Consider the following 25,375-nt stretch of genomic DNA (forward strand, 5'->3'; position numbering starts at 1 on the left):
TGGGACTCAGGGAAACGATGGAAGAACGCTTGCAAGCCCTTCGTTACCCATGAGTGTAGGGAAGGATGCGCCATGTGTCTGCACAATTCCTTGTGCAGACACGGCGACCTGTTCTAATGAGATAAGTCTGGGCGCTCGTCGAGAGCGGGGCATGGCGTTTCGCCGCGGCGCGCCTGCTTGTCCGACATGTGTGCGGGGGCTATGGGCTAGAACGCCAGTCCGAGCACGAGCGTGCTGAACAGCGCCGCCGCGATGGCGCCGACGAACGGAGCGAGCCCCGGCACCACCAGGCCGTAGAGCCAGTTGTTATCGGTTTTGTCCCGAATGGGCAGCAGCTGGTAGGCGATCCGCGGGCCGAGGTCGCGCGCCTGGTTTATCGCGAAGCCGGTCACGCCGCCCAGGCCCATGCCCACGGCCCAGACGAGCAGGCCCACGCCGATGCCCAACGCGAGCGGGTTCTCTCCTGCATGGGCGGCGATGCACAGGATGCCGGTCAGGAACACGAAGGTGTCGAACGCCTCGATCAAGAAGTTGCGGACCAGGTTGTAGGACTCGGGCGTCGGGTTGGTCGAGAAGATGTTGCGGATCGCGACAGGGTCGACCTCGCCTTCGGAGGCGTGGAAGTCGTCGGCGTAGATGAGCCATGCGATGCAGGCGCCTGCGATGCCGCCGAGCACCTCGGCGACGGCGTAGGGCACCACGCTGCTCCAGGGAATGAGCCCGACGATCGCTTGGCAGAGCGCCATGGCCGGGTTCATGCATACGCCACCGAAGATGAACAGGCAGACGCTGATGCCGAACGACCAGGTGGTGATCGCAAACATGTGGCCCGAGTCGCGGTATTTGCTGCCCTTGAGCGTGATGTCGCAGCGGACGCCGGCGCCGAAGGCGATCATGAGCGCCGCCGAGGCGAATTCGGCGAAGAGGTTGTTGATCATGGGGGTCCTTTCGGTGAGAGGGTGTAGAGCCGTTGCAACCGCGGTGCGCTATATCGGAAGCAATGCTGTCCGGCGTGTCTCGGCGTCAGCGCTGGACGACGACGCCGAGGTCGTCGGGGATGATGGCGAACCGCGCATCCGGTCCCTTGAAGTCGAAGGCCAGCTGAACGGCCTCGTCGACGGAGACTGCGGGCGTCATGTGCATGGCGCGGATCATCTCGTGGTCGCACAGGTCGGTCACGAGGATCACGGGGTGGTGCGCCAGGATGCGTGCGAAGATCTGCGCGGTCCACTGGTCCGGCAGCGTCTGGTCCTTGGGGCGGTCGATGCAGGCCTGCTCGAACTCGGCCGGGTCGCTTCCGGCGATGCTGTCGAAGAACCCCTCGCCGCCGTGCCCGTCCGCGCATCCGGCGACAGCGATGATGACGCCGCCGTCGCCCAGCGTCGCCTCGGCGGCGGTCATGCCCTTCACGACCTTGTAGATGTTCTGGTCGAGCGGGTAGCCGCCGTTCGTTGTGATCGCGACGTCGCAATCTACGGCTCGAACACCGGCGAGTTCGCGTACGAAGGAGCATCCCGCCTCGTGCGCCGCGTGGATGTCGCCCGCGAAGGCACCGATGACGCGGTGCTCCCCGTCGAGCACAACGTTCAGGATGAAGGCGAGCCCGGCCATCTCGGCGGCCGCCATCATGTCCGCGTGCACGCGGTTTCCCTCGAGCACGCCGGCGCGCGACCGCGCATCGTGCACGAACTGCCCGTTGTGGTTGTACATGATCGTCTTGTACGATTCCACGCCGGGTAGGACCGACTTGGGCGATCCCGAGAAGCCCGCGAAGAAATGCGGTTCGATGAACCCTTCGGTGACGAGCAGGTCCGCTTCGGCTGCGATACGGTTGATGATGCAGGCGCCGCCCGAGGGCAGCGTGCCCACCTCGACCATCGCTGCGTCGTCGGTGGCGACGTGCATCACGATCTCCTCTTCGGCGACGATGCGCTCGCCGTACTTGTCAACGAGCTCCTCGTGCGTGGACGCGCGGTGCATTCCGGTCGCCACGAGGATTCGCACGCGCGCCTCGGGCGCCGCCGCATGGACGCGCCGCAGCAGGATGGGCATCGTCACGCGGGACGGAACGGGCCTGGTGTGGTCTGAGCTGATGATCACGATATCGCGCTTGCCGCGGCAGAGCTCGTCCAGACGCGGGGTTCCGTACGGGCCGTCGAGCGCCGCTCGATAAGCCCTTCCTGCTCGGCATCGGGCTCGTAGTCACCCTGCCTGCCGGCGAGCACGCCGGCCACGTTGCGCTCGGGCAGCCGTACGCGCAGCCGCTTCCGGTCATACGGCACATCCATCTCGAACATGTGCGCCTCCTTTCTTTCGCGCCCTTTCGTTCGGGCACTGGGAGACTATGTGTCTGTCGCCGAGATGTGGCGATACCGGATGCTGTTGCCAATTGCCACAGCCGCGCGTCGGTAGTGGTCTATCGTCGAGTGCTCACAGGAGAGCCGGCAAGAGGGGATACGATGGAGCAGGGCGATTATCTCGTGCGGTATCTGAGGGGCAAAGGCGTGCCCGAGCAGCGAAAATCGCGTCACGAGTACCTGTCGTACTACGGGTTGGACCAGGCGTATGTGTACGTTCTCGTATCGGGCGTGGTCAAGGCGAGCGTGACGCTTCGCGAAGGCGAGCACTTCAACATCTTCTACATACAAGGCCCAAGTCCCGTGTCCCTGCTTCGCGACGAGGTGAGCAGCCGGGCCAAGTCCCCCTATAGCGTGCGGGTGGAATCCGAGGAAGCCGTCTACATGGCGGTCCCGCGCATAGCGTTTTGGGAGTACGTGAACGAGGACACGCGCCTGCTCGCCTACATGAAGGACTATTACCGCGCGAGCTTGGACGAGGCGCTGTACCGCATGCGCTATCTCACGATGAACGGGAAGGTCCGCGCAGTCGGGGGCTTCCTCTACGATATGTGCCGGAGGTTCGGAGAGGCGGGGCGCGGGGGCACCTCGATTTCGCTCGATATCGCCAACGAGGACATCGCGCGCTTCTGCGGCATCTCGTCGCGCACGAGCGTCAACCGCATCTTCCGCGGCTTTCGCGAGCGGGGGATCGTGTCGACGTGCAGGGGAGAGGGGCGTATCGTCGTGCGCAAGCCGTCGAGCCTCGAGCGCTATGTGATGGACTGACGGGGCCTTCGGCTTTCCCGTCGTGTTCGGCCGGCTCGGGGCGTCTTGCGCATTCGGATGCGATGCGCAGCGAACGGGGCCCCGTGGGGCCCCGTCGGCGTTCCTACTCCTTGAACATGTTCTTCCCGTTGAATTCGGCCTGGACGGTGCGCAGCATGAGGTCCGTGTCGTCGAGGCCCAGGTGCAGCTCGTTCTCGTCCGCGGCGAGCGTGCCGCGGCGGCGCGCCCAGTTCTGCAGGCTCGCCGGCGCGCTCTCGCGCGGCAGGGTGCGCACCTCGCCGTCGACGGAGCGGCAGATGTGGCGCGAGTCGATCACGATGATCTTGCCCGCACGGCGCGCCTCGGCGTAGCCGGGGAGGTGCAGCATGAACCAGCTGTCCTCGAATGCGGCGTTGTGCGCCATGATGGGATAGCGCTTCATGAGGCGGAGCAGCTCCTTGTGCAGTTTCGCGTCCGTGCGGAACGGCGTCTTGCCCTCGAGGTCGGCCCACTGTATGTGGTGGATGTCCGCCAGCGGCACGCCCGCCTCGCGGTACATCTCGGGGATGCCGCAGTAGAAGGCCTGCGGGTCGTGCGGCACGGCGTCGCTCTTGAGCTCCATGATCTCCCAGCCGACGTTGATGATGTAGCCGCGCTCCGGAGCGCGGCCGGTGGTCTCGATGTCGATGCCGAGCACCGTTCCCTTGATGGGCTTGCGCACGTAGGCGACGGAGTAGGCGTCGCGGTCGCCGCGGACCTCGCGCGCGACGGCGCTGGCCGCGCGGCCCTGCATCTTGCCGATGGCGGCGCACAGGTCTGCGTCGGAGAGGTTGCGGGCGAGCAGCGGGCTGGAGAGGTTGCGCAGGCGCGCCTCGCCGATCTGGTCGCACAGCTCGCGGTTGCGGTCGGCCAGGTCGAGAATGACGTCGAAGCCGAAGCCGGGCTCGTCGTTGGAGCGCCATTCGTCGATGAGAGCCTTGATGGCCTCCTCGCCGCGCTGGCGCTCGGATTCCATGGCGTCGTAGTCGCCGTAGATGAACATGGGGATAAAGGGCTGCATCGAGTACTCGAGTGCCTGCTGAGCGTTCATGTGTGTACCTTTCGAACCTTTTCCGTCAGCGGGTAAAATAGTTACCCAAAGAAAACTTCTGAGAGTATACTAGCATCTTCACCCGACACGCCGACGGTCTGCAAGCCGTTCGGGCAAACCCTACGGGATTTGCTCAAACATCCTGCATGCGCGGCCAGGCGTCCATCGAAGCAATCCGACCGGTTAGGAGCACCCCGTCGTGGAGTTCATCGTTCATATCGTCGAGCACGCGCTCGAAGATACCGTCGCGCTCATTCCGTTCCTGTTCATCACGTATCTTGCGCTCGAGGCCCTGGAGCACGCCGCGGGCGGGCGCGCTAACGACGCGGTGCGCCGTGCCGGCGGCGCGGGGCCGGTCGTGGGCGCGCTGTTGGGCGTGGTCCCCCAATGCGGATTCTCGGCCATGGCGGCCACGCTGTACGCCGGGCGCGTGGTGACGCTCGGCACCCTCGTGGCGGTGTTCCTCTCAACTTCCGACGAGATGCTGCCCATGCTCGTCGCGGAGCGCATCGACGCTGGGCAGCTGATCGCGATTCTTGGCGGCAAGGTGGCGATCGCGCTGGTCACAGGCATCGTCGTGGATCTTGCTATCCGCGCTTTGCGGCATAACGCGCGCGTGCACGCCCTGCTGCGTCGAACGGTGCTGGGGGTGCGGCGCGACGGCGTGGAGACCGATGTCGTCGAGCAGATGGCGGAGGGAGGCGAGGACGCCGAGCATATCTGCCGACTATGCGAGCAAGACCACTGCGGATGCGGTCACGACCACCACCATGAGCACACGCACGGCTGCGGCCACGGAGCGCACGATCACGGGCACGAAAGGCATGACCATCACGACGGGTCCGGCGGCGGCAAGGTCCGCGCGATCCTTCTGAGCGCTCTGTCACACACCGTGCAGGTGACGGTCTTCATCCTGCTGGTCTCCATGGCGCTCGTCGCGGTGCTCGAAACGGTGGGGGAGGGGGCGCTCGAGGCGTTCCTCTCGGGCAACCCGCTGCTCGCGGTCTTCGCTTCGGCGCTGGTGGGGCTCGTGCCCAACTGCGCGGCGAGCGTCGTCATCACGCAGCTTTATCTTGAGGGCGTGCTGTCGTTCGCACCGCTCATGGCGGGCCTGCTCACCTCTGCCGGCGTGGGGTACCTGGTGCTGTTCCGGACCAACCGCCATCCGCGCGAGAACATCGTGATCGTGGTCGGGATCTATTGCATCGCCGCGCTGTGGGGGCTTGTCCTCGCCGCGTTGGGGCTGTGACGGCGCTGGCTTGAGCCGATTCCGAATGCCGGCTTCGGCTGCGCTGTGGGGGATGGAGCGAGTTTGAGGGCCGGTTTCGGTTGAGACCCGCCTTTCCGTTGGGGGACGCGTCCCGGCTCGGCGGCTCGCCTTCGGTTGGCGGGCTTGTGCCGGCGACCCTTGCCGTCTGGCAGCCGGTTTGAATTTAGAGTCCTACGGATGAGGCCTCGGTACCGGAAGCGGTGCCGAGGCCTTGTTTGCATTTGGGCGCGTGGGTGTGGGCGCGTGAACGGCACGGCACCCGCTTCGAGTCCTTACTTCGCGCTTGAGGTCGCGCTTAGCGGTTCAGCGCTTCGTTTAGAAGCTGCACGAGGTTGCGGCGGAAGCGCTCCCGGTCGTCATCGGTGAACGCGGCGGGACCCTGGGTGCGACCGCCCGCACGGCGCACCTTTTTCTCTTCATGCCGAATGAACAGCTGCATATCGATGGTGGCCTTGCTGTACACGTGCCCGCGCATGCCGATGGCCGCCGCGCCGCGCCCCAGCACCATGCTGGCGAGGCCGATGTCCTGTGTTACCACCACGTCGTTCGGCTGCAGGCGCTCGACGATCGCGAAGTCGGCGCTGTCGGACCCGCACGAGACGTCGAGCGTATCCGCCCAGAACCCGGGGTGCGTGGCGTCGCGGCCGCGAGCGTGCTCGGGATCGCGCGGGTCGTCCCGCCGGATGCGCCGGGCAAGGTTTTGCGTGGAGTTGCCGGCGATCAGCACGGGGATGCGTGCCGAGCGCGCGCAGGCGAGGGCCTCGCGGGTGACGGGGCATGCGTCGGCATCGATGATGAGGGTGGGCATGGGGATCTCCTTATGAGGTTGCATCTATATAGGCTTGCGCAGTTCAAGGGGCTTCCGGAGGGCTCTTATCATGAACGTGCGCACGTCCCGCTCGTGTCTACATCCAGCGGCCCTTCTGCGTCGTTGCGGTAGCCGGCGAGCTTGCTCGTGCAATGGGGGCAGCGCGTGGCCGCCTCGTCGATCTGCTGGCGGCAGAAGGGGCAGACGCGCGGTTCGGGCGCGGCCTCCTCTGTCGCGCCCTTGGCGAGTCCCGCCTTGGGCGCTGCGGCCTCCTTGATCTCGTTGAGCTTGTTGAGGGCTTTCACGATGGCGAACACGGCGGCGGCGGTGATGAGGAAGTTGATGATAGCGCTGATGAAGGCGCTGAAGTTCACGACGTTTCCGTTGAGGTCGAGCGCGAGACCGGGGACCTCGGTGCCGCCGCCCGTGACGAACGAGATGAGCGGCTGGATAACGTCGCCCACGAGCGAGTTGACCACGGCGGTGAACCCTCCGCCGATGATGACGCCGACGGCCAGGTCCATCACGTTGCCGCGGTTGATGAACTCCTGGAATTCCTTGGCGATGTTCCTGAATGCCATTTGGGGCTCCTTTCGTGTGGCGCGCGGCCATGCGGCGGTATTAGTTGTCTCGGTAAGACCACTATAGGCAAGTTCGGGTGGGTTGAAGACGTGTATCGGCTTGCTGTGCGGCCGTCCTGATCGCCGGAAGCGTAGGGGCGTCTCTGGTTGCCTGGGTGTTCTATCGCCGATACAATCGGGGTTGCAAATTCATATCACGAGGAGTCGTCTATGCTGAACCCCGAAGAGAATTTCGGGGGGGGGTCGTTCAATGCGGCTCTTCCCTTGAGAAGGTAGACCTGCGGACGGCGGATATCGCCGCGGAGAACGTTGCCAAGCTGGCGGAGCTGTTTCCGGATATCGTGACCGAGGTGTTGGACGAGGACGGCAGCGTACGTCATAGCATTGACGTCGAGGCGCTCAAGGCTCACGTGGGCGATATCGCCGAGGACAAGCGCGAGCGCTACCAGTTCACCTGGCCCGGCAAGCAGAAGGCCCGCGCCGAGGCGATTCGCCCTATCGACAAGACCATGCGCCCCTGCGTGGATGAGAGCGTTAACTGGGACACCACGGAGAACCTCTACATCGAGGGCGATAACCTCGACGCCCTGAAGATCCTGCGCGAGACCTACGCCGGCAAGATCAAGATGATCTACATCGATCCGCCGTATAACACCGGTCATGACTTCGTGTACAACGACACTTTTGCCCACACTGCCGAGGAGGAGCGTGCCGAGAGCGGTGCCTTCGACGAGGATGGTAACGTCCTCGATGCCGCTTACAAGGTGAATAACGAGTCCAACGGTAAGTTCCACTCCGACTGGTGCTCGATGATGTACCCCCGGCTTGTGTTGGCAAGGGATCTGCTGAGCGAGGATGGCGTCATCTTCATTTCGATTGATGACAACGAAGTGTGGAATGCCAAAAGAATCATGGATGAGGTCTTTGGCCAAGGGTTCTTTATTTCCTGTATTGCTGCTCTCAATAATCCAAGGGGCAGAAATCAAGACAAATACGTTGCAACCTGCCATGAGTCTTTGCTTATTTTTTCGAAACGAAGTCTTGAACCGGGCGCGGTTTCAATTCGAAAAACCGATGAGGAAGTGGCTGCCGATTATCCAGAAATCGAAAACGGCAGAAGATACCGACTGCTTGAGTTGAGGAACACTCACCGTTCGTTTGGGAAGTTTAACAGGCCCAATTTATACTACCCGCTTTATGTCTCTGAGAACGGGCTTGTGTCCATTGATGATGACCCGGATTTAATTCCTGTTTATCCAATATGGCCCGATGGCTTTGAGGGTTGTTGGACGTGGGGCAAGGAGAAGTCGCGGCAGGAAATTTCAGATTTGGTCGCGCGTCAAGTCGGTGATTGCTGGAAAATATATCGGAAGGCCTGGGCTACTTCCGATGACGGTAAAAATGTATTCAAGCAGGTAAAATCACTTTGGTCGGATTTGGAGATAACGACCGATAAGGGCCAGGCAGATTTTAATTCCCTGTTTGATGCGAAGGACAAACTTTTCCAGTCGCCAAAATCTGTTGCACTTTTGTCTAGATGTATTCAAATGGGAGGTTTGGACAGTTCTATCGTTCTCGACTTCTTTTCCGGCTCGGCCACGACTGCTCACGCTGTTATGCAGCTCAACGCCGAGGACGGCGGTAGCCGCAAGTTCATCATGGTGCAGCTGCCCGAGGTGTGCGACGAGAAGTCCGAGGCCGCCAAAGCCGGCTACAAGAACATCTGCGAGATTGGCAAGGAGCGCATCCGCCGCGCGGGTGCCAAGATCGCATCCGAGGTGGAGGAGTCCAACGCGCAGCTTAAGCTCGGCGAGGAGCCTAAGCGCGTGCCTGATATCGGCTTCCGTGTGCTCAAGATCGACTCGTCCAACTTCGAAGATGTCCAGCGCACGCCCGACACGCTGTGCCAAGACGCGCTCTTCAGCCTAGCGGACAACGTCAAGCCCGGTCGCACGCCGGAGGATATCCTCTTCCAGCTGTTTCCCAAGCTGGAGATCCCCTACACCGCGCGCATCGACTCGTTCGACATCTGCGGCAAGACCGTCTACTCCGTGGACGACGACACGCTGGTTGCGTGCTTCGACTGCGAGGTGCCCGAGGACGTTGTTCGTGCTATGGCGCAGCGCGAGCCCGCGTGGGCGGTTCTGCGGGACGCGTCCTTCACGGGCGACGACGCGCTGGCCAACTTCGAGGAGATCTTCAAGACGTTAAGCCCCGAGACCAAGACCCGGGTGGTGTAAGGGGGTGTCGAATCTAATCGATGAAGTGAAGGTTCTCGGAGCCGAACGTCTCGCACCAAGCCTTGCAGATGCGCTGATGATTCAGCGTGATGGCCTTGGCAAGCTTATTCAGATCCTTGGACGGAATGTCGCTCGTGTTGCTTGCGAGCTGGCATCCGCCATCGGAGAGCAGCCAGAATTTCGTGGCGTTTTTCTCCGGGCGCTTGACCGTTACATGAATATGAACGGGCTCGGCATCTTCCCCGGTCCAGAAGTAGAGAAGGTACCGGCCAAAAGTAAAAACTTGCGGCATTACGCGGTCAGCCTCTCATCGTACGGGGCTTCGGAAAGCTCGAAGATGAGGGGCGCGTTGTCGCGGAGGAACTCTTTGAGGTCGGAGAGCTCATCGTCCGTGAAGCCGTCTACGCCCGTCCAACGGTATACGGGCATGAGGCAGTGCGCCTCGTCAAATCCACCGTCACGAGGGCGCTCTACGGCAATTCTGATGGTGCCGTCGTCTTGAAGGTTCGAATAGGCGATACAAGTTCCGTCGGGAAACTCAGCGTAATTCCACATGTACTTTGACCTCCACTTTGCTCTTCGTTCATCAAGTTCATTGTACCCAACGGGTTCAACAGGCAGATTGGCTCTTTCATGGAATTCAAGTTTACCGTCCTCGATTACCAGACGCGTGCGGCCGATGCCGTGGTGAAGGTCTTCGACGGCCAGCCAAAGATCGAGGCGCAGTCCTACCTGCGCGATGTGGGTACGGGCTCCGTCGACAAGCGCGGCCAGGGGACGCTCGGCATCATCGACTCCGCCGACGGTGCAGTGACCGATGACGGCTCGGGCTTTCGCAACGCCCCGCTGCGCCTGTCCGGCTCCGACTTGCTCGACAACGTGAAGAAGTCCCAGCGCAAGAACGGCGTCCCCGTCTCCGCCGAGCTGCACCACGACCTGGGCGCTGTGGAGCTCGACGTGGAGATGGAGACGGGTACCGGTAAGACCTACGTCTACACCGAGACCATGTTCGAGCTCAACGCGCGCTACGGCTGGTCCAAGTTCATCATCGTGGTGCCGAGCGTCGCCATCCGCGAGGGCGTGGCCAAGTCGCTCCAGATTACGGCCAAGCACTTCCACGAGCGCTACGGCAAGCAGCTGTGGGCCTTCGTGTACAACTCGAGTCGCTTAAACGAGATCGATTCTTTCGCCAGCCGTGCAGACATCTCCGTCATGGTCATCAACATGCAGGCGTTCAACGCCTTCGACGCGTCCAAGAACAAGGAGGGCCGCGGCGGCGACAAGACGGCGCGCATCATGTTCTCCGAGCGCGACGACTTCGGCAGCCGACGTCCCATCGACGTGCTCTCCGCCACCAACCCCATCCTCATCATCGACGAGCCGCAGAAGATGGGTAAGAAGACGGGTGCCACGCGCAAGGCCATGCAGCAGTTCAACCCGCCGTTTTCCCTCAACTACTCCGCCACGCACAAGGAGCGCCACAACGCGGTGTTCGCCCTCGATCCGCTGGATGCCTACAACGAGCGCCTGGTCAAGCGCATCGAGGTCAAGGGCATCGAGATGGTGGGTATGCGCGGTACGGACGGCTACGTGTACCTGCAGGACATCCATGTGAGCCCCACGCGGCCCCCGCGCGCGGTGATCGAGTTCACCCAGCAGCTCAAAAGCGGCTCGCTCAAGCGCACGACGCGCACCTTCGATGAGCTGGACAACATCTACCAAGCCTCGGGCGAGCTCGAGACCTACGCGCACGGCTACCGCATCTTGCGCATCGTGCCGGACCAGAACGGCCAGACCGGCTATGTGGAGTTCGACAACCACGAGCGGCTCTATCGCGGCCAGGTGGCCAACGATGCTGCAGAGGAGGATCTGCGCCGCATCCAGATTCGCGAGACCATCGCGTCGCACCTGCAAAAGGAGGAGGTGCTGTTCCGCCAGGGGATCAAGTGCCTCTCGCTCTTCTTTATCGACGAGGTGGCCAAGTACCGCGTGTATAACGAGGACGGCAACGAGGGCGTGGGGGAGTACGGCCGCATCTTCGAGGAGGAGTACGCTCGCGCCATCGCCGAGCGCACGGCTGCGCCCACGCTCGACGACGCGTACGACCCGGCGTACCTGCGCTACCTGCGGAGCTTCGATGCGCATGAGGTCCACAAGGGATACTTCTCCATCGACAAGAAGGGGCGGGCATGCAACAGCAAGCTCAAGCGCGGCAGCGAGTTCGCCGAGGGCGAGGACGCCGTGGCCGCCTACGACCTCATCCTCAAGAACAAGGAGCGCTTGCTCTCCTTTGAGGAGCCGTGCCGGTTCATCTTCTCGCACTCCGCCTTGCGCGAGGGCTGGGACAACCCCAACGTGTTCCAGATCTGCACGCTCAAGAGCTCAGGAGACTCCGATATCTCCAAGCGCCAGGAGGTCGGCCGCGGCCTGCGCCTGTGCGTGGACCAAAACGGCACGCGCCAGGATGCGGCGCTGCTGGGGCGCGACGGCGTGCATGCGGTCAACCTGCTCACGGTGATCGCCTCGGAGGGATACGACAGCTTTGTGAAGTCCCTGCAGACCGAGACCGCCAACGAGCTGCGCGAGCGCCCGCGCCGGGTGGAGCACAAGCTGTTCGAGGGCGCGGTGGTGAGCGACGGTGCGACCGAGTACACCCTTACCGCGGCCGACGCCGACGACATCATGTATGCCCTGGTGCGCGGCGGCTTCGTGGATGCGCATGGCAAGCTCACGGATGCCTTCAGCGAGGGCTGCATGGAGCATTTGCCCGACGGCAGCATCCCCGAGCATCTGGATGGCTTCTTGCCGCAGATCGAGCGCATCGTGCGCAGCGCGGAGGATTCGAGCATCAAGATTCAAAACGGCTTCGAGGTCAAGGTTGCTGCGAACAAGCTCAACGATAACTTCCATAAGCGGGAGTTCCAGCAGCTGTGGGCGCGCATCAACCATAAGCATGCCTACACGGTGGAGTTCGATTCCGAGGAGCTGCGTCGAAACGCCGTGGCAAACATCAACGCCAACCTCTCCGTGTCGACACCCCGCTATAGGCTCAAGCAGGGTTTGCAACGCGCTGAGGCGACGCGCGAGCAACTCGAGGGCTCTGATGGCTTTACCGGTGCCGTGTCGCACGCGCTCGCAGTCGATGCCGGCGCCGTGTCGAATGTGGCGTATGACCTGGTGGGCGAGGTGGCCGATCATGCGCGTATCACGCGCAGTAGCGCGGCGAGCATCCTGGCGGGCATCGCGCCGGATCGGTTCGCCATGTTCCGCGTGAATCCCGAGGAATTCATCGTCAAGACGGCTACTCTCATCGTTGACGAGAAGGCGCGCATGGTGGTGGAGCACATTCGCTACAACCGCGTGGCGGGCGAGTACGACGCCGCGGAGATTTTTGCCGAGGACATGCCCGAGGGCTTGTCGCGAGCGCTGCTCACTTCGAGCAAGGGCGTGCAGGACTGGACGGTCCTCGACAGCGATATCGAGCGGAAGTTCGCCCGGGACCTCGAGGAGTCGGCCGACGTGTGCGCCTTCGCGCACCTACCGCGCTCGTTTAAGATTCCCACGCCGGTCGGTGACTACGCGCCCGACTGGGCCATCGCCTTCAACGAGGGATCGGTGAAGCATATCTTCTTCGTGGCGGAGACCAAGGGGTCGCTGCAGTCCCTCAACCTCAAGGGAGTCGAGAAGGCGAAGATCAGGTGCGCTCGCAAGCTCTTTGAGCAGCTGGGCGAGGACGACGTGCGCTACGACTTCGTGAGCGCCTACGAGGAGTTGATGGACAAGGTGATGCGGTAGAACATTGGAGTGCTTCGTTGGGATTGAAATCCAACGGGCAACATCTCTCCCTCTATCCTAGGAGCAGCGCCTTGTGTTTGCGACTCAATCAAGGGGCAAGGGAGTCCGAAGGCCCATGCTCATCTATAGTTCCTTGTCACCATTTCACGAACGTCTCGTTGCCCCTTTGGGGTGTTACAATTCTCCGGTCGGTCGTTTGGCCGAAGTAAAGTCCAATACAGGGAGGCAGGCACCGTGCCGCAAGAGTTCTATCTCGTCCGCCATGGGCAGACGATGTTCAACGAGAAGCGCGTGATCCAGGGTTGGTGTGATGCTCCGCTCACCGAGCTCGGGCGTGAACAGGCCGCTCGAATCGGTCGGTACTTTGCCCTGCGGGGCATAACGTTTGACGCTGCCTTCACCTCTACGCTCACGCGTACGCAGCAGACGATCGAGTACATCGTAGACATGCCGTACGAGCGCATTGAGGGCCTGCGCGAATGGGGATTCGGTGCCTTCGAGGGCGAGCGCGTGAGCCTTATGCCGGCGTTCCCTTGGGGAGATTTCTTCGTGCCCTACGGCGGTGAGGCGCAGCTCGATGTTCGGGAGCGCGTCTGCACGGCGATGGAGGAGATCATGGGGCGCGTGCAGGGCGAGCGCGTGCTGGCGGTCAGCCACGGCTCCGCTTGCCGCGAGTTCCTTACGCGCTGGGCGCCCGACCGCGGATACGGTCACGGGCATGTTCCCGGCAATTGCAGCATCATGCGGTTCGTGTATGAAGATGGCGCCTTTGCGCTTCAAGATGTGCTCGAGCAGGTTGATATCGCCGCCGCCCTGGGCGAGGAGCTGTAGGCCATCCCTTTCGCTGAAGGGTCTGTCGGATGTGGATCCGAGGTGCGGATCGAACATTATTCGCGACCCGTTGTGTCCATGGAGCCTGCGTGTCCGGCCAGAATGTGCATAGAGGTGCGCGTAAAGGTTGCCTACGATTGGATACCCGCACGCGGGCGTGCAAGTTGGTGCCTGATGGGATGCTATCGCGGGCTCACCCTTGAAAAGCTACACCTAATGACAAAAGGGTATTATAAATAAACGAAATTGGCTGAGGGTGGCATGGAATAGCGCCGAGTCGGTATCGAGTGCCCCTCCATCACGTTATAGAGCAATATAAAACATTGTGCTAACCGCCATCTGACTCTAGTTGTGCGGCAGATTGCCCGTGTGGAGCGCGATGCAAGGCGTTAGAGCTCGCCCCGGTACCGACTCGACGCAATTTCATGCCACCTTCGCCGCTTCACACTAAAATATAACCCACCCCAGGCGGATCGAGAGGGGATTTTTGGGAAAACGATGGGTCCAGCAGGCGACGCTGGACCCATCACGGCTTGTCCGCATGGTCGCATCCGACGCGATGGCGGGTTGGGACCGCAACAGCTAGACCGCTGTGCGGTCAACGAACATCATTCGCTACCGCTTGGGGGCGATGCGGTGAATGAACAGGCCGCTGCGGAGCTTGGGCTCGAACCACGTGGACTTGGGGGGCATGAGCAGGTCGGCGTCGGCGACGTCGAGCAGCTGCCCGACGGAGGTCGCGCACATGGAGAACGCGACGCCGTCTGTGCCTGCGCGGCGCTCGAGCTCCTCGGTCCCGCGGATTCCGCCGACGAAGTCGATGCGTGCGTCGTTGCGCACGTCGCCGATGCCCAGGATCGGCTCGAGCACATGTTTTTGCAACAAGGTCACGTCGAGCACGGCCACGGGGTCGACGGCGCCGCGCACCAGGTCTTCCGAGGCGTCCAGCGTATACCACGTACCCTCGCAATACATTCCCATGCGGCCGGGGGCTTGCGGCTCGACCGGCCCGTCGGCGCGCTCGACGGCAAATCCTGCCTGGCGGACGCGCTCGCATAGTTCGTTTGCCGTCATGCCGCGGCGGTCCGCAACGACGCGGTTGTAGGGAAGGATGGTGAGCTGGCTCGCGGGGAACAGCACGGCGAGGAAGAAGTTGAAGGGCTCCTTGCCGGTGAAGGTGCCCGCTGCGCGAGCGGCGTCCCGTTGCTCTCGGGCGACCCGCATGGCGCTCGCCGTGCGGTGGTGCCCGTCGGCGATGTAGGCGCACGGAACCTGGTCGAGCATGGCGCCGATGGCCTCGACGGCCTCGGCGCGCACGACCTCCCAGACGCGCTGGCGCACGCCCTCGCCGTCGGTGAAGTCGTAGAGCGGCGAAGCGGTCTTGGCGGCTTCGATGATCATATCGAGCACGGGCTGGTCGCGATACGTGAGGAAGATGGGGCCCGTTTGGCATCCGATCGCGCGGATGTGCTCGATACGGTCGCGCTCCTTGTCTTCGCGGGTGAGCTCGTGACGCTTGATGATGCCCTGCTCGTACTCGTCAACCGAGCACACGCACGTGATGCCGGTCTGAACACGGCCCTGCCAAGAGAGCTCGTAGATATAGTAGGCGCGGTTTCCGTCCTCGATGTACACGCCGTCATCGATGCGTCGCCTCAAGAGCTCCGCGCCGCGCCTGTAGACCTCGGGCGCGTACATGTCCTGCTCGGGGCCGAACTGCGTTTCGGGCCGATCGATGTTGAGGAACGAGAGCGGATGGGCCTCCGCGTACGCCGCTGCCTCGGCGCGGTCGAAGACGTCGTAGGGTAGGGCGGCGACATCGGCCGCATGCTCGGGAACGGGTCGTATACAGGGAAAGGGCAATGCCTTCATGCGGGGGTCCTCTCTTCGGGGTCCTGGGTTCGCGCATATCCATTGTACGCGCGTCGCGTCGCGCGGTCGGCGGGGGGGCCGCGCTGTCGCGCGGACGCAACAAAGGCCGCATGCCCGCTCGCCGGCCTCGAATCGCCCTCGCCGTCATGGAGCCTGACGGCCCGTCGTCGCATCGGCTCGAATCACTGCATGCCGCCGCGGAGTGCTACCATGCTGGGGTTCACCAAGACGAGAGGATACGGACGCGCGCATGAGTTTTATCGACACCGCCCTGCAGATGCTGGTCCTGGCGATCCCGATGGCTATCGGGTTCCTCGCCAACCGGCTTGCCCTCATGGGGGGAGAATTCGACGGAAGGCTCTCGCGTTTGGTGATTAACGTCACGCTGCCCTGCATGATCCTCGTCTCGGTCGATGGGCGCGAGCTTCCCGCTCCCGCCGAGCTCGCCGCGCTGCTCGGGCTATCTGCCGCCGGCTACCTCATCGCGGTCGCCATCGCGCTCGCGGCCCCTCGTCTGCTGCGCGCCCCCGCCGCGTCGCGCGGTGCCTTGGGCTTCATCATCGCCTTCGGGAACGTCGGGTTCATCGGTTTCCCGGTGCTTTCCGCGATACTCGGCCCCGGAGCGGTCCTCTATGCCGCGATCGCGAACATCCCCTGGTTCATCCTGTCGAGCAGCCTCGGCGTGCTCATGATCTCGGGGATCCCTGAGGGCGACGCGCGCTCCGTGCTTCGCGCGTGCGCCCGTCGCGCGGCCACGCCCATGCTCTTCGCGAGCGTGGTGGTGCTCGCCTTCGCGCTGTGCGGGGTCAGCGAGCTCGGTGTGCTGGGGGAGGGCCTGACCACGTGCGGTGCCTTCACCACGCCCGCGGCGCTGCTGATCTCCGGCAGCGCGCTGGCGAAGTACTCGGTGCGCGAGATGGTCACGAGCCCGCGCGCATACGCCGTCGCGACACTGCGGCTTCTCGGTGTTCCGTTGGCGCTGTGGGTCGTGTTGGGCCCATTCGTCCCCTCGCCGTTCATCCTCGCGATCATCGTGCTCGGCCAGGCCATGCCAGCGGCCACCAACGGCATCCTGTACTGCCTCATGTACGAGGTCGATCCCAAGCCCATGACGCAGGGCATGTTCCTGTCCGTGATCGGCTCGATCGTCACCATACCGCTGCTCGCCATGCTCGTGCTTTAGACGGGTCCGCCGCCCGGCTCGACGGAGTCCGGGCGGCGGACCCGACCGCATCTTCCGACGCCGCGCCGGCGCGGGGCGCGCTACTTGATCACGCGCACGCGGTACATCGAGGGGATGGCCTTCAGCGCCTCGATGGTGGTCGTATCGAGGTGCTCGTCGGTGTCGAACATCGTGTACGCGTTCTCGCCGGCGCTCTCGTTCACCATGCGCTGGACGTTGGCGTTGTCTTTCGCCAGGATGGCCGTGATCTGGCCGATCATGTTGGGCACGTTGGCGTGCAGGCAGGCGATGCGGCTCGCCGCGCGGGCTTTGCCCATGGAGCAGGCAGGGTAGTTGACGGCGTGCGCGATGTTGCCGTTCTCCAGGTAGTCCTTGAGCTCGGAGATCGCCATGTCCGCGCAGTTGGCCTCGGCCTCGACGGTGCCGGCGCCGGAATGGGTGGTGATGAAGGTGTTGGGCATCCTCACCGTCTTGGGCGTGGCGAAGTCGCAGGCGAACCAGGAGAGCTTCCGTTCGCGCAGCGCGGCGTCCACGGCGTCCTCGTCGATGATGGATTCGCGCGCGAAGTTGATGAGCACCGCTTCGGGCGCGAGCAGCGAGAGCTGCTCGGTGGAGATCATGCCGATGGTATCGGCCTTGGCGGGCACGTGCAGGGTGAGGTAGTCGCATCCGCGGCAGAGGTCCTCGAGGGTGCCGACGCGCTGCACCTCGCGGTTCAGCGCCCATGCGTGCTCGACGGAGATGAACGGGTCGTAGCCGAAGACGTCCATGCCGAGCTCGACGCAGGCGTTCGCCACCTTGGAGCCCACGTTGCCGAGGCCCACGACACCCACGCGCTTGCCGCGCAGCTCATGGCCCACGAAGGCCTTCTTGGCCTTCTCCGCGGACGCCATGATGTCGGGGTCGTCCGCGTTGGCGCGCACCCACTGCATGGCCTGCACGATGCCGCGGCTCGACATGATCATCATGGCGAGCACGATCTCCTTCACGGCGTTGGAGTTGGCGCCCGGGGAGTTGAACACCACGACGCCGCGGCGCGCGTACTCCTCGACGGGGATGTTGTTCACGCCGGCGCCGCAGCGGCCGATGGCGCGGATGCCCTCGGGCAGCTCGTAGCCGTGCAGGTCGGTGGACCGCATGAGGATGGCGTCTGCGTCCTCGGTGCGGTCCACGAGCTCGTAGCCGGCGCCGAAGTTCACGGCGCCGTCCTTGGTGATGTCGTCGATGGTCTTGATGTATCGCATGATGGTCCTCGTTTCCCCTATCGGGTGGATGGTGGGGCCCGGTGCCCGGACGGTCCTGCGCACGCGGAGGGCCCGCTGGGCTCTCCTTTGCGTGCGGAACTCGCGGCGGACTTCACCATCCACCCGAGCGCTCGGCCCTCAATGTAGTCGAACAAAAGATGGCGGGGGCTCGTGCGCCCCTAGATAGATCGCGGGGCGGTGCGCTCGAAGTCGCGCATGCAGGCGGCCAGGGCCTCGACGGATTCCATGCTCACGGCGTTGTAGATGCTGGCACGCATGCCGCCCGCGACACGATGGCCCTTGATGTTGACGATCCCGCGCTCCTCGGCGTATGCGATGAATGCGGCATCGAGCTCAGGGCTGTGCGTGCGGAACGTGACGTTTGCGATGGAGCGCGAGTCGCGCTGCGCGGTGCCGCGGAACAGGTCGCTCGCGTCGATGAGGTCGTACAGCAGGGAGGCCTTCGCCGCGTTGCGCTCGCGCATGGTGGAGAGCCCGCCGAGCTCCTCGACCCAGCGGAACACCTTTCCGCACACGTAGATGCCGAACGTGTTGGGCGTGTTGTACATGGATCCCTTCTCGGCTTCGAGGCGATAGTCGAGGTAGCTGGGGCAGCATGGCAGGGCCGGGCCGTCGGCGATGAGGTCCTCGCGGACGATGACCACCGTCACGCCCGCGGCGCCGGCGTTCTTCTGGGCGCCCGCGTAGACGAGCCCGTAGCGCTCGACGTCGAGCGGCTGCGAGAGAAAGCAGCTCGAGACGTCCGATACGAGCGGGGCGCTCCCGCACTCCGGGAGCTCGTGGTACTGCGTGCCGAAGATAGTGTTGTTTTCGCAGATGTAGACGTAGTCGAGCTCGCCTGTGCGCGCCCGCTCCGTAACGGGTGCGAGGTCGGGAATGCGGTCGAACCCGGTATCTGCGCTCGTGGCGAGCAACTCGGCCGTACCGTAACGCCGGGCTTCCTGCCAGGCCCTGTTCGCGAAGTTGCCCGAGACGACGTAGCCGGCGCGCCCCGTGCGCATCAGGTTCATCGGTATGCCGGCGAACTGCAGCGTCGCGCCTCCCTGCAGGAAGAGCACGCGATAGGCGTCGGGGATGGCGAGAAGGCGCCGAAGCGTAGCCTCGGCGTCGTCGATGATCGTGCGGTAGGCGGCCGAGCGGTGGCTCATCTCCATGACCGACATGCCGGTATCGCCGTACTCGAGCAGCTCGTCCCGGATCTCGGCGAGGACGCTTACGGGAAGTGCTGCCGGTCCGGCTGAGAAATTGTGCACGCGTGCCATGGCTTGAGCCGCCTCCATCTGTCTGACGAGCGAAGTTTCGATTACTCTAGCAAAATAAAGTATCTGTTCGCTGGGCCCGTTTGCGGGAATTCATTATGAAACACAGTTCGCATAGATTGCGGACGCGCGAGACCTTCTCCATTCCCGTCGTCGTCGCGCGCATGTGAAGATCCTCGCCATGCGCACGTGATGCCGCTACAATAACGTTCAACTTGACGTTGAAAGATGGGAGTCGCGATGGCGACATATGTGGTCTCGGATATCCATGGGTACGCGCGCGCTCTCGACCGCGTGCTCGGGCTCGCCTCCCCGGGGGCGGGCGACCTCGTGTGCGTCCTGGGCGACATGGTCGACCGCGGCCCGGACCCGCTGGGCGTCGTGCGCATCGTGCGGTCCCTTCCGTCCTGCCGGGTCCTCATGGGAAACCACGAGCGCATCATGCTCGACACGCTTGCGAGCGGCGACGCCACGGACATGCTCGGATGGGAGCGCAACGGGGGCTCCACCACGCTGGCCGGGCTGTCCGGACTCACCGACGAGGCGTACGGTGAGCTGCTCGCGTGGGTGGAGCGCCTTCCGCTCTTCGATACCGTCACGGTGGGCGGCCGCGTGCACATCCTGGTCCATGCGGGTATCGATGCGTCCGCCCTGCGCGCCGCGCTCGCCGAGCTCGGTCACGACGGGGCCGCGGGGTACGGCGACGTGTCGGAGGGCGCGCTGCGCGCGGCGCTCGCGCTCCAGAGCCCCGAAACCCTTCTGTGGACGCGTGGTCCGTTCTGGGAGGAGCCCACGGGCCTGATCGGCCCGGACGGCCGGGGTCCGCGCGTCATCTCCGGGCATACGCCCTCGGTTCTGCTCGGGCGTTACGCCTCGCGCGCCGTCGGGCCCGTGCTGGACGGCGACGAGCGTGCGCTCATGGTCGAGGTGGGGGCCTGCTTCGACTCCTTCGGCGTCGCCGACCGTATCGACATCGATGCATCCGCCGCCGCGGGTGCCCCGTTCGGGCAGGTGGGCATTATGAGGCTCGACGACCTGCGCTGCTGGTACGCCCCGGTCGGGGAGGGCGCGTAGGGCGCCAGCCGTCCGGCGCTTGCGGTCTCGGGCTCTTGCCGGCAAGGTTCGAGGCCGCTGCGGCGTGCTGCGGCGTCAGGCGAACGGGTCGAGTGCGCGGGCGATGTCGCGACGCATGTGGACATAGCGCCAGAGCAGCAATCCGAGCAGCAGGGACATCACGGCGAGATAGCTCACCACCGCGCCCGTGAGGCCGAAGAGCCAGACAAGCGGGTAGGGAAGGATGGCCGACGCGGCGAAGGCGATGAGGTACAGCCGGATGATTTCGTGCTGGCGCCGCAAGACCGTCACGATCGCGTAGAGAAACTCGATACCCGCCGTGACGCCGCCCGCGATGACCATGAGCAGGGCGAGGCCCGCGAAGCGCTCGAAGTCCATCCCGTACATGAAGCTCATGAGCTCGAGCCCGATGAGCCTCATGAATGCCCCGGAGACCACGGTGATGCCCACGACGACGGCGAGCATGGCCGCCACGATCAGGCTGAAGGTGCGGCGCCTCCGCGGGTTCGCCCAGATGGAGGCGAGGCGCACGAGCTGGGGCTTGTAGATGAATCCGCTGGCGAGCAGAATGCCCTGCGCGGGGAAGTAGAGCGCGTTGAAATAGAGCTGGTTCTCGTAGGCGAGCGAGCCTTCCATCGCGAACTTGGGCATGGACTCGATCAGGTTGAACAGGAAGAGCGCGGCGGCGAGCGGCAGGCACTGCCCGAGCAGCCCGAGCACCTCTCCGATGGCCGCCGGTCGGGACTTATCCGTCTCGAGCAGCGCCAGCGGGGCGGTGAGCAGCACGAAGCTCGCCACGGCGGCGACCGCCATCGCCACGGAGGCCACCGGCAGGCTGCGGGAGACGAACAGCAGGGCGCTGAACGAGACGATCGCCGCCACCGAGCGCACGGCCTGGCTGATGCCGGCCAGATAGAGCTTGTCGGCCTGCTGCAGGCGCCCCTCGTAGACGTCGGCGATGCCGTCGACCGCCTTGTAGACGAACACGCCCATGCAGATGGTCGTCATGGTTCCGTCGTAGGACCGCAGGCTGCAGTAGAGGCCGCCGGCGAGCAGCGCGAGGGCGCCGGTGATCCAGCGGTTCACCTGATACGAGGCGAACGAGTGCGTCTCCTCCAGGTCGGACACCTGGAAGGTACGCACGCCGTAGCTCGCGGCGATCATGATGAGCGTGCCCACGACGAACGCCATGGAGAACATGCCGGCGCCCTCGGCTCCGGCAAGTTGCGTCGCCACGACGGTCAGGGCGGGGAATACGCATCCCCAGACGCTCGTGCCCACGGTGTTCCAGATGTAGTCGCGCACGGGCATGCCGTCGTCGTACTCGGCGTCCTGATCGGACAAGGAGCCTTCGCCCAGCGAGGCGAGCAGGCGCGACCACCACATGTCGACGAGGCGCGCAAGCGGTCCGGGGCGGTGGGGCCGTTCGCGCCGCCGGCTCTCGACCGGCGCGCTCACGGGAACGGAGCCCTCGGGGGCGGCGCGAAAGCGCGGCCGGGAGCCGCTGGGGGCACGGTGCGCCTCCAGGCGGTCGCGGAGGGTGTCTAGGGGCGATGTGCTCACGGTATGCCTCGATCCTCGATAGCGTTCACGCCAGTATACCCGCCTTGCGCGGGACGGCTCAGTCGCTTTGCGCATCGCGGGCGAGCCCGTGACGGCTCGTTGGTCGGTCCCATGTATTACGATGTGCGCCGTTGTGCAGCTCTCGTGCGCAACTGTGTAAACTATTCGATACAGGCATATGCCTTTAGAAAATTTCTTCCGTCTCGTTGCGGGCTGCATGGGCTGCGCGGCGGAGGTCCGTCTTCAGGGGGAGAGGAGACCGGGCATGAACCCGATCGCATTCGTCTTGGCGCTGGCGCCCATCCTATGGCTGGTCGTCATGCTGCTCGTATTCAGGTGGCCGGCATGGAAGGCGGCGATCGGATCGTTCGTCATCTCCTGCGCGCTCGCCATGGCGTGGTGGGGCATGCCCGCCGGGCAGGTGGCGACCGCGAGCCTCGAGGGCTTCCTCATGGCGCTGTGGCCCATCGTGCTCGTCATCATCGCCGCCGTGTTCACGTACAACCTGTGCGTGAGCACCGGCGCCATGGACGTGATCGGGCAGATGATCACCTCCATCTCCAGCGACCGCCGTATCCTGGCCCTGCTCATCGCATGGTGCTTCGGCGGGTTCATGGAGGGCATGGCCGGCTTCGGGACCGCCGTTGCCATCCCCGCGGGCATGCTCGCGGGCCTCGGGTTCGCGCCCATTCCCGCCGTGCTCATGTGCCTGCTCGCCAACGGCGTCCCCACGCCGTACGGCTCGATCGGCATTCCCACGGTCTCGCTCGCCGGGCTCGTCGGCCTCGACGCCGCTCGCCTCGCCTCGGTCCAGATGCTTCAGCTCGCCCCGTTCTTCCTCGTCGCGCCGTTCCTCATCGTGCTCGTGGCGGGCTCGGGCTCCGAGGGCCGCGCGACGGTCTCCGAGCGCCTGCGCGGCGTCGCAGGCATCGCGCTCGCGTCGGGGGCATCGTTCGTCGCCGCCGCGCTCGCGGTCGCGACCTTTGTCGGTCCCGAGCTCGCGGTCGTGGTGGGCAGCATCTGCTCGCTCGGCGTCACGGCCCTGCTCGGACGCCGCGCGGAGGCTTCCGGTCACCTGGACGCGCGCTTTCACGCCGCGTGCGCGACGGGCGAGCCGCTCACCGCGCGCCGCGCCCTCACGGCGTGGTCCTGCTTCATCCTCATCTTCGTGTTCCTGATGGGCACGTCCAAGCTGCTGCCTGCCGTCAATGCGTATCTCGTGCGGTTCTCGACCACGGTGTCCGTCTACTCCGGTCCCGACCCCGCGACGCTCACGTTTTCCTGGGTCAACACCCCGGGCGTCTGGATCTTCATCGCCGCGCTGATCGGAGGCGCCATCCAGGGCGCCCGCCCTGCGCAGATGGCTTCCGTCCTCGTCGCGACGGTGAAGCAGATGGCCCCGACCGTGATCACGATGCTCTCCGTGCTGGGGTGTGCGAAGGTCATGGGGTATTCGGGCATGATCTCCGACATCTCCGCGTTCTGCATCGCGGTCGCGGGCGGCCTCTTCCCGGTCGTTGCCCCCTGGATCGGCATGGTCGGCGCCTTCGTCACGGGGTCCGGCACCAGCTCGGGCATGCTGTTCGGGCCGATCCAGCAGCAGGCGGCGGACGCGCTGGGCTGCGACGCGTACTGGATGGTCGCGCTCAACTCCCTCGGCGTCGCGGCCGGCAAGATGCTGTCTCCGCAGACCCTTGCGATCGGCCTCGCCGCGGTGCGGGTCTCGGGCAAGGACGCCGAGCTGCTGCGCGCGGTGCTGCCTTACGTGCTCGGGTTCCTCGTCGCGATGTCCGGCATCGGCATCGGCGGCGCGCTGCTCCTGTAGCGCCGGACCCGCCCTCCTGTCTCGTCGGGAGATGCGCCGCTTTGGGTGAGGCCTCAGCCTCCCATGGCCCGATGGCGGCCATGGGAGGCTGTTTCTTTGCCATGGCCCGGCCGGGGCGCGCTTTCGCGCGCGCCGCATGTGGTCCCCGCATGAAGGTGTTGACGTGATAACATTTAGCTCCATACTGTTAACACGTTAACAAGAGTGCGAAGACGGGAGATACATGGAGGCCGTGCGCTTCGAGGATTTCGTCGGCATCGTCAACGCCCTGCACAAGGAGATCGAGCGGATCAAGACGGCCGAGGCGGCGCGCCTGGGACTCAAGGGCGCCGACGTCATGTGCCTCTACTATCTCGTCAAGAGCCCGGACGGCATGACCGGTTCCGAGCTCGCGCGCGCCTGCGATGTAAGCCGCGCCGCGGTGTCCAGGACGCTTTCGCATCTCGCATCCGAGGGCATCGTCGAGCTCGACGACGGTTCCGAAGGTTCGCGCTACCGGGCGCTCGTGCGCCTCACCGAGCACGGCCGCCAGGTCACCGTCCCGCTGCTCGACATCATCTGCGAGGTCGTCGGCGAGGCGGGGCACGCGTTCGAGGAGTGCGACCGAGAGCGGGTGTACGACGTCCTCAACGAGACGTTGGGCCGCCTTCGCCGCCTTTCTCGCACCTGAGCCTCCCAACGTCTTTGGGCGGGGATCCCCCCCCGTAATGACCGATGCCCCGCGCATCCGTGAGAACAAGGAGTTCACATGTCCGTCCGCATCATCGCCGATTCCGCCTGCGACCTGCCCTCGAGCTTCCATTCTGCGCTCACCGTCCTGCCCCTTACCGTCGCCTTCGGGTCGGATATCTACCGAGACGGCGTGGATATCACGACCGACCGGTTCTACGAGATGCTCGTCGAGGGCGACGTGCTGCCCACCACGAGCCAGGTGACGCCCTATGAGTTCGGGGAGGCCTTCCGCGACGCCGTCGAAGCGGGGGATGAGGTCGTGGCCGTCACCGTCTCGGGCGACCTGTCCGGCACCTACGCGTCTGCGCTCGCCGCCGTCGAGGGGATGGATACGGTCCACGTCGTCGACAGCCGTAACGTCACCGTGGGCGAGCACATTCTCGTGCGCTACGCCCTCAGCCTGGTCGACGAGGGCCTTGACGCCGCGCAGATCGCCGCTCGGCTCACGGAGCGCCGCGACGATATCCGCGTGGTCGCGCTGCTCGACACCCTCGAGTACCTGCGTCGCGGCGGGCGCGTCCCCGCCGCGGTCGGCGTCATCGGCGAGATGCTCGCCATCAAGCCGGTCGTGGCCGTGCGCGCGGGCCTGGTGGAGGTCATCGGCCGCGCCCGCGGGTCCAAGAACGGCCGCAACCTGCTCAAGAAGGAGATCGACGAGTGCGGTGCCGTGGACTTCCGCATGCCGTTCTGCCTCGGCTACTCCGGCCTGTCCGACAGCCTGCTGCGCAAGTACGTCGAGGACCAGCGCGAGCTGTGGGAGGGCAAGATCGACCCCGAGCAGATTCCCGTGTGCCACGTGGGCTCCACGATCGGCACGCATGTGGGTCCCGGCGCCATCGCCGCGGCGTTTTTCACCCGCCCCGCACGCCAGGACTAACGATGT

General features: G+C 64.7%; 22 protein-coding genes. 10 read left to right on the forward strand and 12 right to left on the reverse strand.

Translation table 11 applies throughout. From position 1 onward, the window contains the following. Nucleotides 1-206: 206 nt before the first annotated feature. The 3 genes from larD to BQ7355_RS09385 all read right to left on the reverse strand — a co-directional run bounded on the left by larD (nt 207) and on the right by BQ7355_RS09385 (nt 2,297). Nucleotides 207-938: a D/L-lactic acid transporter LarD gene (gene larD, locus BQ7355_RS06065; RefSeq protein WP_072415379.1), complete on the reverse strand. Its 732-nt coding sequence runs from the start codon at nt 936-938 to the stop codon at nt 207-209. An 85-nt stretch (nt 939-1,023) separates the two neighbouring features. Beyond that, complete coding sequence (larA, locus tag BQ7355_RS06070) at nt 1,024-2,133, reverse strand: nickel-dependent lactate racemase (protein ID WP_240307378.1); 1,110 nt, start codon at nt 2,131-2,133, stop codon at nt 1,024-1,026. Beyond that, nucleotides 2,097-2,297, reverse strand: a complete 201-nt coding sequence (locus tag BQ7355_RS09385; protein ID WP_240307337.1) for a hypothetical protein — start codon at nt 2,295-2,297, stop codon at nt 2,097-2,099. The genes larA and BQ7355_RS09385 overlap by 37 nt, the downstream gene beginning before the upstream one ends. Before the next feature lie 162 nt (nt 2,298-2,459). Between BQ7355_RS09385 and BQ7355_RS06075 the strand changes: the two genes are divergently transcribed. Then, nucleotides 2,460-3,125 (forward strand): Crp/Fnr family transcriptional regulator, encoded by a 666-nt coding sequence (locus tag BQ7355_RS06075; protein WP_072415380.1) that lies wholly within the window; start codon nt 2,460-2,462, stop codon nt 3,123-3,125. A 103-nt stretch (nt 3,126-3,228) separates the two neighbouring features. Here BQ7355_RS06075 and BQ7355_RS06080 read toward each other — a convergent pair whose 3' ends face one another. Beyond that, nucleotides 3,229-4,194: a 3'-5' exonuclease gene (locus tag BQ7355_RS06080; protein WP_072415381.1), complete on the reverse strand. Its 966-nt coding sequence runs from the start codon at nt 4,192-4,194 to the stop codon at nt 3,229-3,231. A gap of 199 nt (nt 4,195-4,393) precedes the next feature. Between BQ7355_RS06080 and BQ7355_RS06085 the strand changes: the two genes are divergently transcribed. Then, a complete protein-coding gene (locus tag BQ7355_RS06085) occupies nt 4,394-5,443 on the forward strand; it encodes a putative manganese transporter (RefSeq protein ID WP_072415382.1) in 1,050 nt (349 codons plus the stop codon). Nucleotides 5,444-5,759: 316 nt separating this feature from the next. Here BQ7355_RS06085 and BQ7355_RS06090 read toward each other — a convergent pair whose 3' ends face one another. Together BQ7355_RS06090 and mscL are read right to left on the reverse strand one after the other, a co-directional pair. Continuing rightward, nucleotides 5,760-6,272, reverse strand: coding sequence for a YaiI/YqxD family protein (locus BQ7355_RS06090; protein WP_072415383.1), 513 nt, complete (start codon nt 6,270-6,272; stop codon nt 5,760-5,762). Nucleotides 6,273-6,340: 68 nt separating this feature from the next. Further along, nucleotides 6,341-6,853: a large conductance mechanosensitive channel protein MscL gene (gene mscL, locus BQ7355_RS06095; protein WP_072415384.1), complete on the reverse strand. Its 513-nt coding sequence runs from the start codon at nt 6,851-6,853 to the stop codon at nt 6,341-6,343. A gap of 341 nt (nt 6,854-7,194) precedes the next feature. Between mscL and BQ7355_RS06100 the strand changes: the two genes are divergently transcribed. After that, nucleotides 7,195-9,093 (forward strand): site-specific DNA-methyltransferase, encoded by a 1,899-nt coding sequence (locus tag BQ7355_RS06100; RefSeq protein WP_205407573.1) that lies wholly within the window; start codon nt 7,195-7,197, stop codon nt 9,091-9,093. Between the two features lie 13 nt (nt 9,094-9,106). Here the strand turns inward: BQ7355_RS06100 and BQ7355_RS06105 are convergent, their stop codons facing one another. Both BQ7355_RS06105 and BQ7355_RS06110 read right to left on the reverse strand, forming a co-directional pair. Continuing rightward, nucleotides 9,107-9,385, reverse strand: a complete 279-nt coding sequence (locus BQ7355_RS06105; RefSeq protein WP_072415385.1) for a DUF4160 domain-containing protein — start codon at nt 9,383-9,385, stop codon at nt 9,107-9,109. Further along, a complete protein-coding gene (locus BQ7355_RS06110) occupies nt 9,385-9,648 on the reverse strand; it encodes a hypothetical protein (RefSeq protein ID WP_072415386.1) in 264 nt (87 codons plus the stop codon). Before BQ7355_RS06110 ends, BQ7355_RS06105 begins: the two co-directional genes overlap by 1 nt. A gap of 78 nt (nt 9,649-9,726) precedes the next feature. Here BQ7355_RS06110 and BQ7355_RS06115 point away from each other — a divergent pair, with 78 nt between their 5' ends. Both BQ7355_RS06115 and BQ7355_RS06120 read left to right on the forward strand, forming a co-directional pair. Further along, nucleotides 9,727-12,888 carry a type III restriction-modification system endonuclease gene (locus BQ7355_RS06115; protein ID WP_072415387.1) on the forward strand — a complete coding sequence of 1,054 codons (3,162 nt, stop codon included), beginning with the start codon at nt 9,727-9,729 and terminating at the stop codon, nt 12,886-12,888. A 234-nt stretch (nt 12,889-13,122) separates the two neighbouring features. Further along, complete coding sequence (locus BQ7355_RS06120) at nt 13,123-13,719, forward strand: histidine phosphatase family protein (protein ID WP_072415388.1); 597 nt, start codon at nt 13,123-13,125, stop codon at nt 13,717-13,719. Between the two features lie 615 nt (nt 13,720-14,334). Here the strand turns inward: BQ7355_RS06120 and BQ7355_RS06125 are convergent. Continuing rightward, nucleotides 14,335-15,591, reverse strand: a complete 1,257-nt coding sequence (locus BQ7355_RS06125; RefSeq protein ID WP_072415389.1) for a DUF1015 domain-containing protein — start codon at nt 15,589-15,591, stop codon at nt 14,335-14,337. Between the two features lie 250 nt (nt 15,592-15,841). On the opposite strand from BQ7355_RS06125, the gene BQ7355_RS06130 reads away from it, so the two are divergent. After that, on the forward strand, nt 15,842-16,774 hold the full coding sequence (locus BQ7355_RS06130; RefSeq protein WP_072415390.1) for an AEC family transporter: 933 nt from the start codon (nt 15,842-15,844) through the stop codon (nt 16,772-16,774). Between the two features lie 80 nt (nt 16,775-16,854). Here BQ7355_RS06130 and BQ7355_RS06135 read toward each other — a convergent pair whose 3' ends face one another. Together BQ7355_RS06135 and serC are read right to left on the reverse strand one after the other, a co-directional pair. Continuing rightward, the gene (locus BQ7355_RS06135) at nt 16,855-18,018 is read right to left on the reverse strand and encodes a phosphoglycerate dehydrogenase (protein ID WP_072415391.1); all 1,164 of its coding nucleotides are present in this window, start codon (nt 18,016-18,018) and stop codon (nt 16,855-16,857) included. Nucleotides 18,019-18,197: 179 nt separating this feature from the next. Continuing rightward, nucleotides 18,198-19,301: a 3-phosphoserine/phosphohydroxythreonine transaminase gene (serC, locus tag BQ7355_RS06140; RefSeq protein WP_072415392.1), complete on the reverse strand. Its 1,104-nt coding sequence runs from the start codon at nt 19,299-19,301 to the stop codon at nt 18,198-18,200. Nucleotides 19,302-19,538: 237 nt separating this feature from the next. On the opposite strand from serC, the gene BQ7355_RS06145 reads away from it, so the two are divergent. Then, on the forward strand, nt 19,539-20,372 hold the full coding sequence (locus BQ7355_RS06145) for a metallophosphoesterase (RefSeq protein WP_072415393.1): 834 nt from the start codon (nt 19,539-19,541) through the stop codon (nt 20,370-20,372). 75 nt (nt 20,373-20,447) lie between these two features. Here the strand turns inward: BQ7355_RS06145 and BQ7355_RS06150 are convergent, their stop codons facing one another. After that, nucleotides 20,448-21,935 (reverse strand): lipopolysaccharide biosynthesis protein, encoded by a 1,488-nt coding sequence (locus BQ7355_RS06150; RefSeq protein ID WP_072415394.1) that lies wholly within the window; start codon nt 21,933-21,935, stop codon nt 20,448-20,450. A gap of 265 nt (nt 21,936-22,200) precedes the next feature. On the opposite strand from BQ7355_RS06150, the gene BQ7355_RS06155 reads away from it, so the two are divergent. The 3 genes from BQ7355_RS06155 (at nt 22,201) to BQ7355_RS06165 (ending at nt 25,369) form a co-directional block, all read left to right on the forward strand. Beyond that, complete coding sequence (locus BQ7355_RS06155; protein ID WP_072415395.1) at nt 22,201-23,760, forward strand: L-lactate permease; 1,560 nt, start codon at nt 22,201-22,203, stop codon at nt 23,758-23,760. Nucleotides 23,761-23,983: 223 nt separating this feature from the next. Continuing rightward, nucleotides 23,984-24,430 carry a MarR family winged helix-turn-helix transcriptional regulator gene (locus BQ7355_RS06160; protein ID WP_072415396.1) on the forward strand — a complete coding sequence of 149 codons (447 nt, stop codon included), beginning with the start codon at nt 23,984-23,986 and terminating at the stop codon, nt 24,428-24,430. Nucleotides 24,431-24,508: 78 nt separating this feature from the next. Further along, nucleotides 24,509-25,369 (forward strand): DegV family protein, encoded by an 861-nt coding sequence (locus tag BQ7355_RS06165; RefSeq protein ID WP_072415397.1) that lies wholly within the window; start codon nt 24,509-24,511, stop codon nt 25,367-25,369. Nucleotides 25,370-25,375 lie beyond the last annotated feature (6 nt).

The organism is Collinsella phocaeensis, from assembly GCF_900119895.1.
GTDB classification, from domain to species: Bacteria; Actinomycetota; Coriobacteriia; order Coriobacteriales; family Coriobacteriaceae; genus Collinsella; species Collinsella phocaeensis.

What these genes read in the sequence shown, in the direction of transcription:
- larD (WP_072415379.1), bottom strand. Translation starts at nt 938, where the DNA reads ATGATCAACAACCTCTTCGCCGAATTCGCCTCGGCGGCGCTCATGATC.
- BQ7355_RS09385 (WP_240307337.1), bottom strand. Translation starts at nt 2,297, where the DNA reads ATGTTCGAGATGGATGTGCCGTATGACCGGAAGCGGCTGCGCGTACGG.
- BQ7355_RS06075 (WP_072415380.1), top strand. Translation starts at nt 2,460, where the DNA reads ATGGAGCAGGGCGATTATCTCGTGCGGTATCTGAGGGGCAAAGGCGTG.
- BQ7355_RS06080 (WP_072415381.1), bottom strand. Translation starts at nt 4,194, where the DNA reads ATGAACGCTCAGCAGGCACTCGAGTACTCGATGCAGCCCTTTATCCCC.
- BQ7355_RS06090 (WP_072415383.1), bottom strand. Translation starts at nt 6,272, where the DNA reads ATGCCCACCCTCATCATCGATGCCGACGCATGCCCCGTCACCCGCGAG.
- mscL (WP_072415384.1), bottom strand. Translation starts at nt 6,853, where the DNA reads ATGGCATTCAGGAACATCGCCAAGGAATTCCAGGAGTTCATCAACCGC.
- BQ7355_RS06105 (WP_072415385.1), bottom strand. Translation starts at nt 9,385, where the DNA reads ATGCCGCAAGTTTTTACTTTTGGCCGGTACCTTCTCTACTTCTGGACC.
- BQ7355_RS06110 (WP_072415386.1), bottom strand. Translation starts at nt 9,648, where the DNA reads ATGTGGAATTACGCTGAGTTTCCCGACGGAACTTGTATCGCCTATTCG.
- BQ7355_RS06115 (WP_072415387.1), top strand. Translation starts at nt 9,727, where the DNA reads ATGGAATTCAAGTTTACCGTCCTCGATTACCAGACGCGTGCGGCCGAT.
- BQ7355_RS06125 (WP_072415389.1), bottom strand. Translation starts at nt 15,591, where the DNA reads ATGAAGGCATTGCCCTTTCCCTGTATACGACCCGTTCCCGAGCATGCG.
- BQ7355_RS06130 (WP_072415390.1), top strand. Translation starts at nt 15,842, where the DNA reads ATGAGTTTTATCGACACCGCCCTGCAGATGCTGGTCCTGGCGATCCCG.
- BQ7355_RS06135 (WP_072415391.1), bottom strand. Translation starts at nt 18,018, where the DNA reads ATGCGATACATCAAGACCATCGACGACATCACCAAGGACGGCGCCGTG.
- serC (WP_072415392.1), bottom strand. Translation starts at nt 19,301, where the DNA reads ATGGCACGCGTGCACAATTTCTCAGCCGGACCGGCAGCACTTCCCGTA.
- BQ7355_RS06145 (WP_072415393.1), top strand. Translation starts at nt 19,539, where the DNA reads ATGGCGACATATGTGGTCTCGGATATCCATGGGTACGCGCGCGCTCTC.
- BQ7355_RS06155 (WP_072415395.1), top strand. Translation starts at nt 22,201, where the DNA reads ATGAACCCGATCGCATTCGTCTTGGCGCTGGCGCCCATCCTATGGCTG.
- BQ7355_RS06160 (WP_072415396.1), top strand. Translation starts at nt 23,984, where the DNA reads ATGGAGGCCGTGCGCTTCGAGGATTTCGTCGGCATCGTCAACGCCCTG.
- BQ7355_RS06165 (WP_072415397.1), top strand. Translation starts at nt 24,509, where the DNA reads ATGTCCGTCCGCATCATCGCCGATTCCGCCTGCGACCTGCCCTCGAGC.